13 protein-coding genes are annotated in these 14896 nt (G+C 58.3%); 2 read left to right on the plus strand and 11 right to left on the minus strand.

Going from position 1 to position 14896, the window contains the following annotated elements:
- The first annotated feature begins 62 nt into the window (after positions 1–62).
- Positions 63–1070, plus strand: coding sequence for an ABC transporter permease (locus ABJD00_RS08155; protein ID WP_413829540.1), 1008 nt, complete (start codon positions 63–65; stop codon positions 1068–1070).
- Positions 1063–2037 (plus strand): ABC transporter permease, encoded by a 975-nt coding sequence (locus tag ABJD00_RS08160; protein WP_413829542.1) that lies wholly within the window; start codon positions 1063–1065, stop codon positions 2035–2037. The genes ABJD00_RS08155 and ABJD00_RS08160 overlap by 8 nt, the downstream gene beginning before the upstream one ends.
- 56 nt (positions 2038–2093) lie before the next feature.
- On the opposite strand, the gene ABJD00_RS08165 is transcribed toward ABJD00_RS08160, so the two are convergent.
- The 11 genes from ABJD00_RS08165 to ABJD00_RS08215 form a co-directional block, all read right to left on the minus strand.
- Positions 2094–3164 carry a fatty acid desaturase family protein gene (locus ABJD00_RS08165; protein ID WP_413829544.1) on the minus strand — a complete coding sequence of 357 codons (1071 nt, stop codon included), beginning with the start codon at positions 3162–3164 and terminating at the stop codon, positions 2094–2096.
- A 127-nt stretch (positions 3165–3291) separates the two neighbouring features.
- Positions 3292–4575, minus strand: coding sequence for a DUF3422 family protein (locus ABJD00_RS08170; RefSeq protein WP_413829546.1), 1284 nt, complete (start codon positions 4573–4575; stop codon positions 3292–3294).
- A 407-nt stretch (positions 4576–4982) separates the two neighbouring features.
- Positions 4983–6500: an NAD(P)(+) transhydrogenase (Re/Si-specific) subunit beta gene (locus ABJD00_RS08175; protein WP_413829548.1), complete on the minus strand. Its 1518-nt coding sequence runs from the start codon at positions 6498–6500 to the stop codon at positions 4983–4985.
- A gap of 16 nt (positions 6501–6516) precedes the next feature.
- Positions 6517–8097, minus strand: coding sequence for a Re/Si-specific NAD(P)(+) transhydrogenase subunit alpha (locus tag ABJD00_RS08180; RefSeq protein WP_413829550.1), 1581 nt, complete (start codon positions 8095–8097; stop codon positions 6517–6519).
- 153 nt (positions 8098–8250) lie between these two features.
- On the minus strand, positions 8251–8709 hold the full coding sequence (locus ABJD00_RS08185) for a methyltransferase family protein (protein ID WP_413829552.1): 459 nt from the start codon (positions 8707–8709) through the stop codon (positions 8251–8253).
- Between the two features lie 105 nt (positions 8710–8814).
- Positions 8815–9375 (minus strand): REP-associated tyrosine transposase, encoded by a 561-nt coding sequence (locus ABJD00_RS08190; protein ID WP_413829554.1) that lies wholly within the window; start codon positions 9373–9375, stop codon positions 8815–8817.
- A 43-nt stretch (positions 9376–9418) separates the two neighbouring features.
- Entirely contained in the window at positions 9419–10198 is a 780-nt protein-coding gene (locus ABJD00_RS08195; protein WP_413829556.1) for a gamma-glutamyl-gamma-aminobutyrate hydrolase family protein, read from the minus strand.
- Between the two features lie 111 nt (positions 10199–10309).
- On the minus strand, positions 10310–10735 hold the full coding sequence (locus tag ABJD00_RS08200) for a GlcG/HbpS family heme-binding protein (protein WP_108837520.1): 426 nt from the start codon (positions 10733–10735) through the stop codon (positions 10310–10312).
- 112 nt (positions 10736–10847) lie between these two features.
- On the minus strand, positions 10848–13001 hold the full coding sequence (locus tag ABJD00_RS08205; protein WP_413829558.1) for a malate synthase G: 2154 nt from the start codon (positions 12999–13001) through the stop codon (positions 10848–10850).
- Positions 13002–13136: 135 nt separating this feature from the next.
- The gene (locus ABJD00_RS08210) at positions 13137–13283 is read right to left on the minus strand and encodes a DUF2256 domain-containing protein (RefSeq protein WP_108837518.1); all 147 of its coding nucleotides are present in this window, start codon (positions 13281–13283) and stop codon (positions 13137–13139) included.
- A gap of 1 nt (position 13284) precedes the next feature.
- Entirely contained in the window at positions 13285–14802 is a 1518-nt protein-coding gene (locus tag ABJD00_RS08215) for an FAD-binding domain-containing protein (RefSeq protein WP_413829560.1), read from the minus strand.
- Positions 14803–14896: the final 94 nt, after the last annotated feature.

A 14896-nucleotide genomic window follows, 5' to 3' on the forward strand; every position in this document is an offset into this window, starting at 1 on the left:
GGAGCCGGCATCCGCCCACCGCCAAACAACAACAAGACCTCCGAAAAAGGAACGGCCTGCCCATGCTGACATTCACAATCCGCCGGTTGATCCTTTCGATCCCGACGCTTTTGTTCATCAGCCTTGTGATTTTCCTGCTCTTGCAGCTCGCCCCGGGCGACCCAATGGCCCAAGTGCCGTTGACGGTCCCACCCGAAGTCAAAGAAAAGATGCGCGAGGCTCTTGGCCTTGGCCAACCGATCCACGTCCAATACTGGAAATGGATCGTGCAGTTCTTCTGGATCGAACCGCAGGTTCTGATCGATCACTGGTTTGGCACGACCTTCGCCGAAGGCAAACAGCGTGTGATTTCGTGGCAGACACGCAGCCCCGTTATGGACATCGTGGTACAGCGCATCCCGCAGACGCTTTGGGTTGTTGGCCTGTCTTATGTCGTGGGTATCCTGATCGCCCTGCCGATCGGCATCTATTCGGCCTACAAACAGTATTCCGTCTTCGACCAGTCGGGCACGTTCATCACGATGATCGGCTTTTCGATCCCGCCCTTCTTTACTGGCCCGCTGCTAATCGTGATCTTTTCCGTGCAACTGGGTTGGCTGCCGTCGATCTACGACACGACGCACGTCGTGACAGATTGGGCCAGTTTTAAAGTCCAGTTCATGCAGATGGTGATGCCTGTGATGGTGCTGGCGCTTCAAACCACGGCTCAGATATCACGCTATATGCGCTCCTCCATGCTCGACAACCTTGGCCAGGACTATGTGCGTACCGCCCGTGCCAAAGGTTTGAAAGAAAGCGTGGTGGTCATGCAGCATGTGCTGCGCAACTCGATGATCCCGGTGATCACAGTCATTGCCCTGGGCATCCCGGCCATCTTCGGCGGTGCGATCATCACCGAGAACGTGTTCAAAGTGAACGGGATCGGGCAACTGCTGCTCACCGCGCTCTTTGCCAATGACATCCCCATGGTGATGACGCTGACCTTCATCTTCGCCATACTGATTGTGCTCTTCAACCTGATCGCAGACGTGCTCTACGGCGTGCTCGATCCGAGGATCCGCTATGACTGATACCGCACCCATCGACCCCTACGCGGCCCTTCAGGACAAAGAGCCCCCCAAGGCGCCGCGCAGCCAGTGGAAAGACGTCTGGGACCAGTTCAAACACCACAAGGGTGCGTTGTTTGGTGGAGGCTTTCTGATCTTCATCACGCTTGCGGTGCTTGTCGGCCCGTGGGTGTGGCAGGTCGATCCGCAAAAGCTGGATATTCGCAACAAGGACCTGCGCCCAATCTACACCGCCATCTGGGACGGCACGGCCGCCGTACGCTGGGGCAACCCGCTGGGTACCGACAATCTGGGGCGCGACATCCTCGCCAACCTGATTGCGGGCGGGCGCGCGTCCATGGCAGTTGGTTGGGCCGCCATGGTCCTCGCGCTTCTGATCGGCACAGCCGTTGGCGTTGTCTCTGGCTACTTCAAAAAGGCCGACTTCTGGCTGATGCGTTTTACGGACCTTGTTTTGTCACTGCCTATCCTGCCCCTGCTACTGGTCGCCGTGACCCTGTTCCGCCAGCCCCTGCGCGCCAACTTCGGTCCGGAGGGAGGAATGTTCATCCTGATCGTTGGCGTGATTGGCCTGACCTCATGGATGCAGACCGCGCGTATCGTACGTGGCGACATCCTTGCCCTGAAAGAACGCGAGTTCATCCTTGCCGCCCGCTCTATCGGAACGACATCCGGCTCAATCATTCTGCGCCACCTGCTGCCCAACGTGATCTCGCCCATCATGGTGTCAGCGACATTGGGGCTGGCCACGGCGATCATCACTGAAAGTGCGTTGTCCTTCCTCGGTGTCGGCTTCCCGTCCGACTTCCCAACATGGGGCAAATTGCTGGCGGATTCCGTTCAGCGGATGGAGCAATACCCCGAACGGGTGATCCTGCCCGGCCTGTTGATTTCACTGACGGTGCTCGGAGTGAATTACCTTGGCGACGGCCTGCGCGACGCGTTGGATCCACGGATCAGGGGGCGGTGAAGGATTTGCACAAACGTCTGCTTTGCGGACAAAACAGTCCTTCGGTTTATTTCCCGTCAGACTGCATGGGGTCGGAGCTTTTCGACCTCTGGCCGGTAGGGCGCTGCCCCTGAAGGTAGATCCGGGACAATGACAGCGTCCTGATATTTCAGCTGTTTGATCAGCACCGGCGCCAAGCGTTTGAATGCCGCACCAATGGAACGGTCCGGCAGAGGGACATCGTGTTTGATCAATGCGTGCAACTTGGGCAGGTTGTAGTACGGCACCATTGTGAACATGTGGTGTTCCAGATGATAGTTCATGTTCAAATAGATGAAGCGGCTGACAGGGTTCATCAGCACAGTGCGCGTATTTAGGCGGTGATCCGAGACATTTTCGGCGAGGCCAAGGTGCTGCAACAGACCCGTCATGACATGGTGCCATGCCCCGTAAAGACGCGGCAGACCGATCAGCATCAGCGGTAAAATGGATGCCATCACGATCGAGACGACGATGGTACAGGCATAGATCGCAAGCCAGATCCGGGCGATCCTGAAGACCTTGGCGCGGTCTTTCGGGGCAACATACATCGCTTCGTCAGGGCCCAGGCGACCGCTGGCGTGCAGGAACATCCGTTTGAAGGCGGTGTAGACATCCATGACTCCGACGAACATCAACGCGATGCGCGCCAGATCGGGCGGGCGCATCGCAACGATTTCGGGATCACGCCCCACGACGATCGTATCCGTGTGATGCCTGACGTGACTGGCGCGCCAAACAACAGGGTTGCGCATCATCATGAAGCTGGCGATCTGGTAGACAGCATCGTTCATCCAAGCGGTCTTGAACGCCGTTCGATGGCCGCATTCATGCCAACGCGAGTCCCCCGCCGACCCATAGAGAACGCCATATATCAGCCAGAATGGCGCCGACCACAAAGACGGCCAGAGAGCGATCGCAACGGCAGCGCTTACACACATCGCACCGAGCCATATCACGGTGTCGCGCAAGGCAATGGTATTGGATTTTTGCATCAGATCGCGGATAGCTTTAGGATCGACATCGGGACGGAACCACTTTGGATTGGCGGTTCCGTTCTCAATGGCCGCGCGGCCCGAATCTCCGGAAAGTTGATAGTCCCTGCTCACGAAAAAAACCTAGCCACGTGATCTATCGCAGTCAACGTGGTCTCGAAGCAACCATTCGCTGCGCGGCACAGATCTCTGCAGGTTCGAAGCCAACACTTACTTCGTGCACGTGCGAAATTGATCCACCCTACTTCTCTACCGCGCGCCGCAATCGCCGCACAGCAGCCCATACCAGCACAACCACCGGGACGGTGATCAGCGCGGTCAACAAGCCCTTGGAGAACCCCGTTGGCGCTTCCAGTGGATAAAGAAGATAACTGGCCAGCGACACAGCGTAGTAGCTGATCGCAACCACAGACAGCCCCTCGACTGTGCGCTGCAATCGCAGTTGCAGATCAGCGCGCTTGTCCATGCTTTCCAACAGGTTCTGGTTCTGGGCAGAGCGTTCCACATCGACGCGTGTTCTGAGCAGGTTGGCAGCCCGCACACCGCGCGCACTCATTGCATCCAGACGTCCCTGGGCCGAGCGCACCGTGCGCATGGCAGGCTGATAGCGTCGCACCATAAACTCTCGAAACGTCTGACGCCCGTGAAACCGCTCTTCCCGCAGGGCCGCTATCCGTTCTGTCACAATGGCCTCGTAGGCCCATGTGGCGCCAAAGCGGAACGAGGATTGTGCCGACAACGTCTCCAATTCCGCTGAAATCTCCAGCAGTGCATCCAGCGTGTCCTCGGCTTTGGACGTTCCGACCGACATGGATTCCACCAGTTCAGTCAACCGCGTATCCAGTGCGCCCAGTTGTGCCCCCATACTGCGCACCCGGGCAAAGCCGAGCATCGACATGGACTTGTATGTCTCGATCTCACACAGACGCTGCACGATACGGCCCATACGGTGTTCGCCGGTACTGGGGCTGGCAAACAGTGCAAAACGCATGTGCCCGTTCTGATCAATGCGGAAGTCGCCCGCCATGATGGCCGCGTCTTCCAGCACTGAACTGGCTGCGAGGCTTTCAGGGACGAACCATTCGCGCAGGCGGGCTTGAATGTCGTCCTCCGATCCACGCTCCTCCACGCGCACGAGGATGGAGGTCACCCGCTGGCCCGGAGCCTCGGCCAGCCAGTCTTGTGGGAACGGATCAAAGGCGCGTGGATCAAAGGGTCGCTCTTCGACTCCTTCAGAAAAGATTGTGTAGGTGACAAATTCTGTGTGCTGTTCCCATTTCAGCCAATGCTTGCCGATCTGGCCGTAATAGTGGGTCGCACCGGGTTGCGGATGCTGGGCACCGTGCCGGTCAAGCAACTTGTGCAAATGCTCTATGTCCGCGTTACGGTCTCGGTTGGCAGCCATTTCAGCCTGCTTGAACGCCACATAGGCGGCAGCACTTGGGGCCTGCATCGACGGAAAGGGACGCGCATGCAACTCGTTGGCCAGCTGGTAGCGTAGTGGGTGATCTTGGACAGGGGACATGACTGCTCCGACTTCTTTTGCAGCGAAATAATCCTAATACGCAGCAAAGCAAAACCATTTTTTATGGCATTTCAATGCGTTAATGGAATGCAACGGTATGCAATGGGCGATCCCCCAGCCCAAGCGCGGCCCTTAAACGCCAAAAGCTGATGGAAATTCATACCCTTCGCGGCAAACGCTCCACATGTAACCCGCAATTGGCTGCCTGCTCCTAAAAAACTATTTTGGCCGACCGCGGTACCCGACGCGACGGAAACAGGCTGGTGGCCCGTATCACCAAACACGACACAAAACGGCATACACCAAGACGACACCACACACTCACAAACAAAAAACACCGCCCCTTATTGCCAGGGACGGTGCGCTTTTCCGAGAAGGCCGACGACAGAGGTCGCCAACACTCAGTATCAGTCGATGATCGGCAACAGTTTGTCGATGGAAGCCTTGGCGTCACCATAGAACATCCGCGTGTTGTCCTTGAAGAAGAGCGGGTTTTCGATGCCGGAATATCCAGTGCCTTGCCCACGCTTGGACACGAACACCTGTTTCGCTTTCCAGCACTCCAAGACCGGCATCCCTGCGATAGGCGAGTTTGGATCGTCCTGTGCAGCCGGGTTTACGATGTCGTTGGATCCAATAACGATGGCGACATCCGTATCAGGGAAGTCATCGTTGATCTCGTCCATTTCCAGCACAATATCATAAGGCAACTTTGCCTCGGCCAGGAGCACGTTCATGTGCCCGGGCAAACGGCCAGCCACAGGGTGGATGGCGAACCGGACAGTTTTGCCTGCGGCGCGTAATTTTCGCGTCAATTCGGCCACGCCCTGCTGGGCTTGTGCAACCGCCATACCGTAGCCGGGGATGATGACAACGCTGTCGGCCTCATTCAAGGCCGCGGCAACTCCATCCGCTTCGATGGCGATCTGTTCGCCCTCAACGGCCATTTGCTCGCCTGCCGGGCCACCAAAGCCGCCCAGGATCACGGACACGAAAGAGCGGTTCATAGCCTTACACATGATGTAGGACAGGATCGCACCGGAGGAGCCCACAAGCGCGCCCACAACAATCAACAGGTCATTGCCAAGCGAGAAGCCGATCGCCGCCGCCGCCCAGCCGGAATAGCTGTTCAGCATGGAGACAACCACAGGCATATCAGCTCCGCCAATCCCCATGATCAGGTGATAGCCGATGAAGAGCCCCGCGAGAGTAAGCAGAACCAGCGCCCATGACCCGCTCCCGCCGAGGTAAACGATTAAAAGCAGTACAGACAGGGCCGCAGCCCCAGCGTTCAGCAGGTGGCCGCCAGGCAGTTTCTTGGCGCTTGTGTCGATGTCGAAAGGCAGCTTCGAGGAGGACCCAGCAAGCTTGGCATACGCGATCACGGACCCTGTAAAGGTCACGGCCCCGATCCAGATGCCAAGCACCAGTTCAACGCGCAGAATACCAATTTCAACGCTGGATTTCTTCGCGATCAACTGCCCAAAGGCTGACAAGCCTTCATAGACCTCTTTGGTCAGTCCAATTGCCTTGACGCCACCTGCGTCCACGGCGCCCATCACAAGGCCCTCAGCTTCATACACTCCGCCAATGTAGTTGATCATCAGGTCCGCGTTGAAGCCAACAAAGACCGCTGCCAGACCAACCAGCGAGTGCATGATGGCCACCAGTTCGGGCATCTGGGTCATCTCGACCTTGGTGGCGAGTTGATACCCAACAGCCGCGCCGCCAGCGATCAGAACAAGCGAGGCAAACCACAGGCCCGAACCGGGGCCAATCAACGTGGCCAGAACAGCGATGGCCATGCCCACAATGCCGTACCAAACGGCCCGCTTGGCGCTTTCCTGCCCGGACAGACCGCCAAGGCTGAGGATAAAGAGGATGGCTGCGACAACATAGGCCGCGATGGTGAATGCGTTTTCCATAAGTCCCTGCCCCGCCTTAAGATTTCTGGAACATGGCGAGCATACGCCGTGTCACGAGGAAGCCGCCAAAGATGTTGACGGACGCCATGAATATCCCCAAGGCCCCAAGCAACGTTATGAGTAGACTTGAAGATCCAACCTGGATCAACGCCCCCAAAATAATAATGGACGAAATCGCGTTGGTGACCGCCATCAGTGGTGTGTGCAACGAATGCGCCACGTTCCAGATGACCTGGAAGCCAATAAACACGCTCAACACAAAAACGATCAAGTGTTGCATGAAGCTGGCCGGCATCCCGGGGATCAAACCCACGCCCAACACGAGGGCTGCACCAACACCCAGCAAAGTGACCTGATTGCGGGTCTGCTGCTTGAAGGCAGCGTCTTCGGCTGCGCGCTTTTCTTCCGCCGTCAGTTCCTTGGCAGGCTCTTTCTTGGGAGCCGCCGCAATGGCCGCCACTTTGGGTGGCGGCGGTGGGAAGGTGACTTCTTTCCCGTGCGCGATGGTGGCGCCCCGGATCACGTCGTCTTCCATATTATGGTTGATTTCGCCGTCTTTTTCCGGCGTCAGGTCCGTCATCAGGTGGCGGATGTTCGTCGCATAAAGGCTGGAGGCCTGCGTCGCCATACGGCTTGGGAAGTCCGTGTAACCAATGATGGTGACGCCATTGGCCGTAACAATCTTTTCGTCCATCACCGTCAGTTTGCAGTTGCCGCCTTTTTCTGCGGCAAGGTCCACGATGACTGATCCCGGCTTCATCGCCTTGACCATGTCCTCGGTCCAAAGCTCAGGTGCATCGCGGTTGGGGATCAGAGCGGTGGTGATGACAATGTCGACTTCGGGCGCAAGTTCGCGGAACTTGGCGAGCTGTGCCTCGCGGAACTCAGGGGACGACACAGAGGCATAACCACCGGTAGCGGCTCCATCTGTCTGCTCTTCCTCAAAGTCGAGATAGACAAACTCGGCGCCCATGCTCTCGACCTGCTCGGCCACTTCTGGGCGCACGTCAAAGGCATAAGTGATCGCGCCAAGGCTAGTGGATGTGCCGATCGCGGCCAATCCTGCAACTCCTGCCCCAACAACCAGAACTTTCGCTGGGGGCACTTTGCCCGCAGCCGTGATCTGACCGGTGAAGAAGCGGCCAAAGTTGTTGCCTGCCTCGATAACTGCGCGGTAGCCCGCGATATTGGCCATCGAAGACAGCGCATCCATCTTCTGCGCGCGGCTGATACGCGGGATCATTTCCATCGCAACGACAGTGGCGCCTTTCTTGGCGGCGGCCTGCATCTTGTCCTCATCAGCGACGGGGCTGAAGAATGAAATGAGGGTTTGGTCTGCGCGAAGGCGCTTCATCTCGCCGTCATCGGGCACGCGCACCTTGGCGACCACATCAGCGGCTTTCCACAAGGCGGCGGCGGTCTTGACCACTTCAACGCCTGCCTCTTTGTAGGCTTTGTCGGCAAAACCCGCCGCACCGCCGGCACCGGCCTCGATTACGCAGGTGTGCCCGAGCTTTTGAAGCGCCAAAGCACTTTCAGGCGTCATCGCGACGCGTTGCTCTCCGACAAAAGTTTCCTTTGGTGTCCCGATCTTCATGCGAAGCGCTCCCCCCTTGGCAGTCATGGCAGACAACTGGCGGCGTCGTGCCGCACTGGCAGAACGGCATTTACCGCCCGCGTGTTCAGTTACCGGGACCGGTGCAGAGTTACAAGCATGCGGCGCACATAGGTGCGCAATAATCACAAAGGGTTAGACCCAGCGGCGCACTTTGCGTTCGTATGCGGCAAAATCTGCGCGAAAGGTGCGGCGCATGCGGTTTTCTTCGGGGACTATGAAGTGCCGTTCGATCCACCAAACAAAGATCGGCACCAGCACCAAGGAGGCCACGGCATCAAAGCGCAAGATAAACCCGGTGAGGATCAATACGTCGGCAAGGTAGATGGGATTACGGGTCCGTGCAAAAACGCCCGTCGTGATCAGCGCCGCCGGGGTCTGATGTGGAAGGATGGTGGTCCGCGCCCGGCGAAACGCCAGTGCTGCCGCCAGAATCAGGAAGGCGCCCGCGCCGATCATGAGACCCGCCAAAGCATCCGTCACAGCGCCTTCCAACGTCAGCCCCAAAGGCAGCAAGTGCGCCTGCAACCATGCAACGATGATGGCAAGGACCAGCCAGACCGGGGGAATGTCAATGAGGTCTTTCAATGGCATTGCTCCGCCTGCTGTGCGTTGCAACAGAGCATAGCGTGCCGCAATTGTGAAAGGAAACAGCGCTTGGGTCAAATGCGCCTGAACAGGACGCAGGATGCGCTCATCTTACGCAACCCCGTTGGGCTGGGGTGCAATCCGCTCCGGAGGCACCCGTCGATGAGTGGCGGCCCCAACCGATGGCTGCGGCACATGTGTGCCGCGCGCAATGGCGCGGTGGATGGATGAATATGGCCAAGCCTCGGGTCGCTTGATCAGACCTGCCTGCACAGGGGCGCTGAATATCAAATGGCGGTGCGCGGCCAAATCGTCTGCGTCCCTGATTTTATGTTCCCAAAACCGCCGCTGCCAAAGCCCCTTTTCTCCGGGGCGCAGCCGCAATGTGCATGTATCTTTCGGGCCATCCACGGCGCGCGAAAAGAGGCTCTTGAGCATCCGCCAGCGCTGCGAAAAATCAGCGTCCCCCTCGGGCAGGGTCCAAAGAGTGTGGATCACGTCGGGAAGCACTACGATTTCATCTATGATGAAAGGGCGTGTTTCGCGTGTCTTTCGAAAGGCTTGGCGCAAAACATCAATGTGTCGGGTGAACAGGTCATCCCCATTCCGTGCGGCACGGGCCGTAAAGAAATAGGAATCAGATTGTGCGGTGGATTGAACACATCTGGCCATGCCAAAAGGCTATGCCAACATGGTTAAAGCAGCGTTAAAGGGCTCAGGCGCTGCGCAGCATCGGACGGGCACGACGCCCGTCAGCCCAGTCCCGGCAAGCCGAACCAAAAGCTTCAAACAGCGGTCGGGAAACCGGATCCGCCTTGGCGTTCCACTCAGGATGCCATTGCACCGAAAGCGTGAACCCAGGTGCGCCGTCGATGTAAATCGCCTCAGCTGTCCCGTCAGGCGCATGACCATCCACTACAACACGAGGCCCAGGCGACTTGATCCCCTGCCCGTGCAACGTATTGGTCAAAACCGACTGTGACCCCATCAGTTGATGGAAAACGCCGTCTTGCGAAAACTCCACATTGTGGCGCAGGGCAAATTTCTCTTCGAGTGTTCCATCCGGGGGCATGCGGTGATTGTCGCGGCCCGGCAAATCCCGGATCTCAGGGTAGAGCGTGCCACCCATCGCAACATTCATTTCCTGAAACCCACGGCAGATGCCAAGCAGTGGTTGGCCCCGCTCGACCAGCGCACGGATCAGTGGCAAGACCACGCGGTCGCGGTTGCGATCAAAGGCGCCGTGGGCTGGCGTTTCTTCTTCGCCATATTCTTCGGGATGCACGTTGGCGCGCCCACCGGTAAAGACAAAACCCGAGCACGCCTCCAACAAATCTGCCAATGGTACTTTTTCTGGATCTGCGGGCACCATCAGCGGCAAGCCCTCTGCCACTTCGGCAACCGCCGAGACGTTGATCACGCCGGCGGCTTGCACCTCATATTCGTCGTTGATGATGTGCTGGTTCGAAATGATGCCAATAACGGGCCGTACCATGCTGTCCTCATAAGTCGCGCTGTGAGCTAACGTATAAACAGCATGGAAGGGATCGCCTAGTGCGGCTGAGCGCGCAGATCACTGTGCGCTCAGCCGCAAACCGTCAAACGCTTAAATTTCCGCCACAAGGCCAGCAGCAGCGATCCCGGCTTGTGCTGCAGCTGCGTCATTGTCGGACGTATCACCTGTGACGCCAACCGCTCCAACAACCGCCCCACTTGCATCGCGCACCAAAACGCCGCCGGGCACAGGAACCAGCTGGCCGCCGAACAAACCATTCACAGCGCCCATGAAATAAGCCTGCGCCTCGGCGCGCGCCATTTGGGCCGTGCCCGCCATGCCCAACATAACGGACCCATAGGCCTTGCCATGCGCAATCGCAAAGCGCCCCGGTGCTGCACCATCCTCGCGCTCAAACGCCTGCACGTTGCCGCCAGCATCCAACACCACCACAGAAAGCGGCTTCAGCCCCATCTCGTGGCCGGTTTCAAGAGTGGCGGCAATCATCGTGCGCGCCTGATCCAATGTAATTCCCATGTCGTCTCCTTACGTGGAACGGGTCAATCCGCGCCCATTCCTTTCTCTTTACTAAAAATACCACGGGGAGCCCGAAGGGCTGGCCCCTCGGTCCCACCGTCTCATCTCGTGCTTACGCCGCCTTGAATTCCAAACGGCGGGCATGCAGCACAGGTTCGGTGTAACCCGACGGCTGCACCCGGCCTTTGATGACCAGATCGCAAGCCGCCTGAAACGCAATCCCGTCAAAACCCGGGGACATCGGCAGATAGGACGGGTCAGACGCATTCTGGCGATCCACCACGGCAGCCATTTTCTTCATTGCGGCCATGATCTGCTCTTCGTTGGCAACACCATGGTGCAGCCAGTTCGCCATAGCCTGAGCACTGATACGGCAGGTCGCACGGTCTTCCATGAGACCAACGTCATTGATGTCCGGCACTTTGGAACAGCCCACGCCCTGATCGACCCAGCGGACAACGTAGCCAAGGATACCTTGAGCGTTGTTCTCCAACTCGCGCGTGATTTCGGCGTCGGAAAAATTGCGACCCACAGCAACAGGGATCGACAGCAAGTCCTCGAGTTTGCCACGCGGACCACCTGCCTTGATGGCGTCCTGACGGGCCAGCACGTCAACCTTGTGGTAATGCGTGGCGTGCAAAGTGGCCGCCGTTGGCGAAGGCACCCATGCACAGGTGGCGCCCGCTTGGGGGTGGCCAATCTTGGCCTCCAGCATGTCGGCCATCAGGTCCGGCATCGCCCACATACCTTTACCGATCTGCGCGCGCCCTTTCAGACCACATTCCAGACCGATATCGACATTGCGATCCTCATACGAGGAGATCCATGCCGCCCCTTTCATCTCGCCCTTTGGCACCATCGGCCCCGCTTCCATCGAAGTGTGGATTTCATCGCCGGTACGATCAAGGAAGCCGGTGTTGATAAAGGCCACGCGGGATTTGGCAGCGCGGATGCACTCTTTGAGATTAACAGAGGTGCGGCGTTCCTCATCCATGATGCCCAGCTTGACCGTGTTGGCGGGCAGACCCAGCACCTTTTCGACGCGTGTGAAAATCTCGTCGGCAAAGGCAACTTCGGTTGGACCATGCATTTTAGGCTTCACCACATAGACCGAGCCTTTGACCGAGTTGCGCAGACCGTCCGTCTTTTGCAGGTCATGCATGGCGATCAGTGTCGTCACCATTGCATCCATCAGCCCCTCGCCGATCTCTTTTCCATCGCGGTCCAGAATGGCAGGGTTGCTCATCAGGTGCCCGACGTTGCGCACCAGCATCAGGCTGCGGCACTTCACCGAAACAGGCGCACCATCCGGACCGGTATAGGTGAAATCGTCGTGCATTTTGCGAGTGATGGATTTGCCACCCTTTTCGAACGTTTCTTGCAAATCGCCTTTCATCAGGCCCAGCCAGTTGCCATAGGCCAGCACCTTGTCTTCGGCATCGACCGCAGCAACAGAATCTTCGCAGTCCATGATGGTCGACATAGCTGATTCAAGGTTCACTGTGGCGATCCCTGCGGCATCAGTACTGCCGATCTGGTTGTCACGATTGACCAGAACTTCGACCCCGAGACCGTTGTTTTTGAAAAGGTACTTGCCCCAATCCTCAACCGTCGCCGAGCCCACAAATTGGGTTGGGTCTGCAAGAGCAACAGACGCCCCATCCGCACGCAGCACAAGCGCGTTGCCTTCGCGACCAAGATAGTCAACGTCGGCCCACTTGGCCCCAGCCAGCGGCACCGCTTCATCCAAAAACGCCTTGGCCCACGCGATGACGCGCGTTCCGCGGGCCTCGTCATATCCCTTGCCTGTTGGCAGGTCGCCCAGCGCGTCCGTGCCATAAAGCGCGTCATAAAGACTGCCCCACCGTGCATTTGCAGCATTCAGTGCAAAGCGGGCATTAGTGATCGGCACCACCAACTGTGCGCCGGGGATCGATGCGATTTCCGGATCCACGTTCTCTGTCTCGATTTCGAAGTCATCGCCTTCTGGCACGAGATAGCCAATTTCCTTCAGAAAATCGGTGTACGCTGCCGCGTCATGCAGGCTCGCACGGTGCGCAATGTGCCACGCATCAACTTTGGCCTGCATTTCTTCCCGCTCTGCCAGCAAGGCGCGGTTCTTTGGACCCAGATCGTGCACGATTGCCGAAAGACCCGCCCAAAAATCAGCCGAGGCCACGCCAGTGCCCGGTAGGGCTTCGGTTTCGATAAACTGTGCCAGCGTGTCCGCCACACGTAGCTCTGCCCGTTCAACATAAGTCGCCATTGCATGCTCTCCTGACTTTGGTGTGATCTTCGATGGGACGGTTAGAGAAAAAGTTTCCTATCGTAAACAGCATTGGTCAAATAATTTTACCAAATTTACCGAACTGCCCAAAAAACCTCTAAATCGACGTTCAGATCACCCGCGCGCCGCACTGCGACACCGATCTGAGCAATACTTCACCTCATCCCAGACGCGCGCCCACTTCTTGCGCCATGTGAATGGGCGGGCACAGATCGGGCACACCTTTTCCGGTAAGTCAGACTTTTTGCGCATCCGTCCCATGTCAGAAATCAAAACCCATTTGGCGCGTGTCTTTGGCGGGTATGGCGCGCACCTTACGCGGCCCCGGCGCCCGATCATTCACGAAATGACCTTGAGGATCTTTACGGCTGGCGTGTTTTTGCACCACGCGCGCCGCTTCGGTGCGAAAGACGCTGCCCTTGCGCACAGCCCACACTTTTTGGCGGGCCTCCCGCGCGGCCTCAGCCACATCCACAATCGGCATTGGATAGTAACGTCCCAAAAGCGACCCGGCCCCCTCCCACGTCCACGGGCTTTGCAGATGCGCATCCGGCACATCCACCAGTTCGGGGCACCAACGGCGCGTGAATGCGCCTGACGGGTCCTGATCCCTGCCTTGTTTAACCGGGTTGTAAATGCGGACCGTGTTCATGCCCGTCGTCCCGGACTGCATCTGCACCTGCGGCCAGTGAATACCTGGTTCAAAATCTGTGAACTGACGTGCCAGATGCAGTCCGGTCACACGCCAGTCCAGCCAAAGATGGTATGAGGCCACCGCCATCAACATCGAGCGCATTCGAAAATTCATCCATCCCGTCGCGGCCAGATAGCGCATGCACGCATCAACAAAGGGAATGCCGGTTTCGCCCTTTTCCCATGCAGCCAACCGCTCGGCATCCGGCGTGCGCGGGCGCAGCCCTTCGTAGGCGCGGTGCAAACAGTGGGACTCCAGTCCCGGCTCATCCTCAAGCTTTTGCGTGAAATGATCACGCCAAGCGAGCCGGGCCTGAAACGACTTGAGCGACCCGCCCCATCCTGTGCGTGTTCCCTTGACGGCGCGTTGGCGAGCGGCCGTGGCTTGCGATGCTTCGCGTCCCGAAAGGCACCCAAAAGCCAGATAGGGGGACAGACGCGAACAAGACCATTCGCCCGTAACAGGCGAGGACATATCGCGGCGATAGGTCTGCCCCCGCGTTTCGAGGAACGAGGTCAGCAGGGCCTCACCCGCACTCCTTCCGCCAATTTGTCTTTCGGGGCAGTGATCGTGCGGGACGAGATCGGGAACAGAATCGGACAACAAGGACGACCCACTCAGCGACTTTGGGTCAGCTGCTACAGGCTGGCGCAAATATGCGTTGCGCTGATTGGCCCAGCCATCACGTCCATTGAGACGGCGCACGACGCCCGACTGCGCCAGCTCTTCCCATACAACGCTCTGCGCCCCGCACCACGCAGCCACATCGCGGTCGCGCGCATAGGTCCAGGCGTTGCCCGTCTCTTGGTGGCTGATTAGCCGATCAAAGGCGGGTAGACTGCCCAAGACGTCGCTCACCCGCCCCACACGCACCACCAGCGGCACACCCAAAGCAGACAGCGCCGAGCCCAGCTCGGCCACACTTTCACGCACAAAGGCAAATTGCCGGCCAGACACATCAGGTTCGGCCCAATATTCAGGCTCAAACACATACAGAGGGATCACATCACCACACGCCGTGGCCCGCGCCAGCGCCGGGTGATCGTGCACCCTTAAATCCCGTTTGAACCACAGTACTGTTGTCATGGGTCACCAGTTAATCGGACTTGCTCAACAGTCAAAGGCTGCGCGCTTCTGGCTTAATCCCGTCTGGGCTCCAACACCGCTTGAAGCACTGACG

It is taken from the genome of Tateyamaria sp., from assembly GCF_039945315.1.
In the GTDB taxonomy this organism is placed as follows: domain Bacteria; phylum Pseudomonadota; class Alphaproteobacteria; order Rhodobacterales; family Rhodobacteraceae; genus Tateyamaria.

Coding starts and splice junctions, on each gene's coding strand:
- ABJD00_RS08205 (WP_413829558.1), bottom strand. CDS start 13,001: ATGGCGACTTATGTTGAACGGGCAGAGCTACGTGTGGCGGACACGCTG.
- ABJD00_RS08190 (WP_413829554.1), bottom strand. CDS start 9,375: ATGGCCAGATGTGTTCAATCCACCGCACAATCTGATTCCTATTTCTTT.
- ABJD00_RS08155 (WP_413829540.1), top strand. CDS start 63: ATGCTGACATTCACAATCCGCCGGTTGATCCTTTCGATCCCGACGCTT.
- ABJD00_RS08195 (WP_413829556.1), bottom strand. CDS start 10,198: ATGGTACGGCCCGTTATTGGCATCATTTCGAACCAGCACATCATCAAC.
- ABJD00_RS08210 (WP_108837518.1), bottom strand. CDS start 13,283: ATGGGACGGATGCGCAAAAAGTCTGACTTACCGGAAAAGGTGTGCCCG.
- ABJD00_RS08170 (WP_413829546.1), bottom strand. CDS start 4,575: ATGTCCCCTGTCCAAGATCACCCACTACGCTACCAGCTGGCCAACGAG.
- ABJD00_RS08175 (WP_413829548.1), bottom strand. CDS start 6,500: ATGGAAAACGCATTCACCATCGCGGCCTATGTTGTCGCAGCCATCCTC.
- ABJD00_RS08200 (WP_108837520.1), bottom strand. CDS start 10,735: ATGGGAATTACATTGGATCAGGCGCGCACGATGATTGCCGCCACTCTT.
- ABJD00_RS08185 (WP_413829552.1), bottom strand. CDS start 8,709: ATGCCATTGAAAGACCTCATTGACATTCCCCCGGTCTGGCTGGTCCTT.
- ABJD00_RS08180 (WP_413829550.1), bottom strand. CDS start 8,097: ATGAAGATCGGGACACCAAAGGAAACTTTTGTCGGAGAGCAACGCGTC.
- ABJD00_RS08160 (WP_413829542.1), top strand. CDS start 1,063: ATGACTGATACCGCACCCATCGACCCCTACGCGGCCCTTCAGGACAAA.
- ABJD00_RS08215 (WP_413829560.1), bottom strand. CDS start 14,802: ATGACAACAGTACTGTGGTTCAAACGGGATTTAAGGGTGCACGATCAC.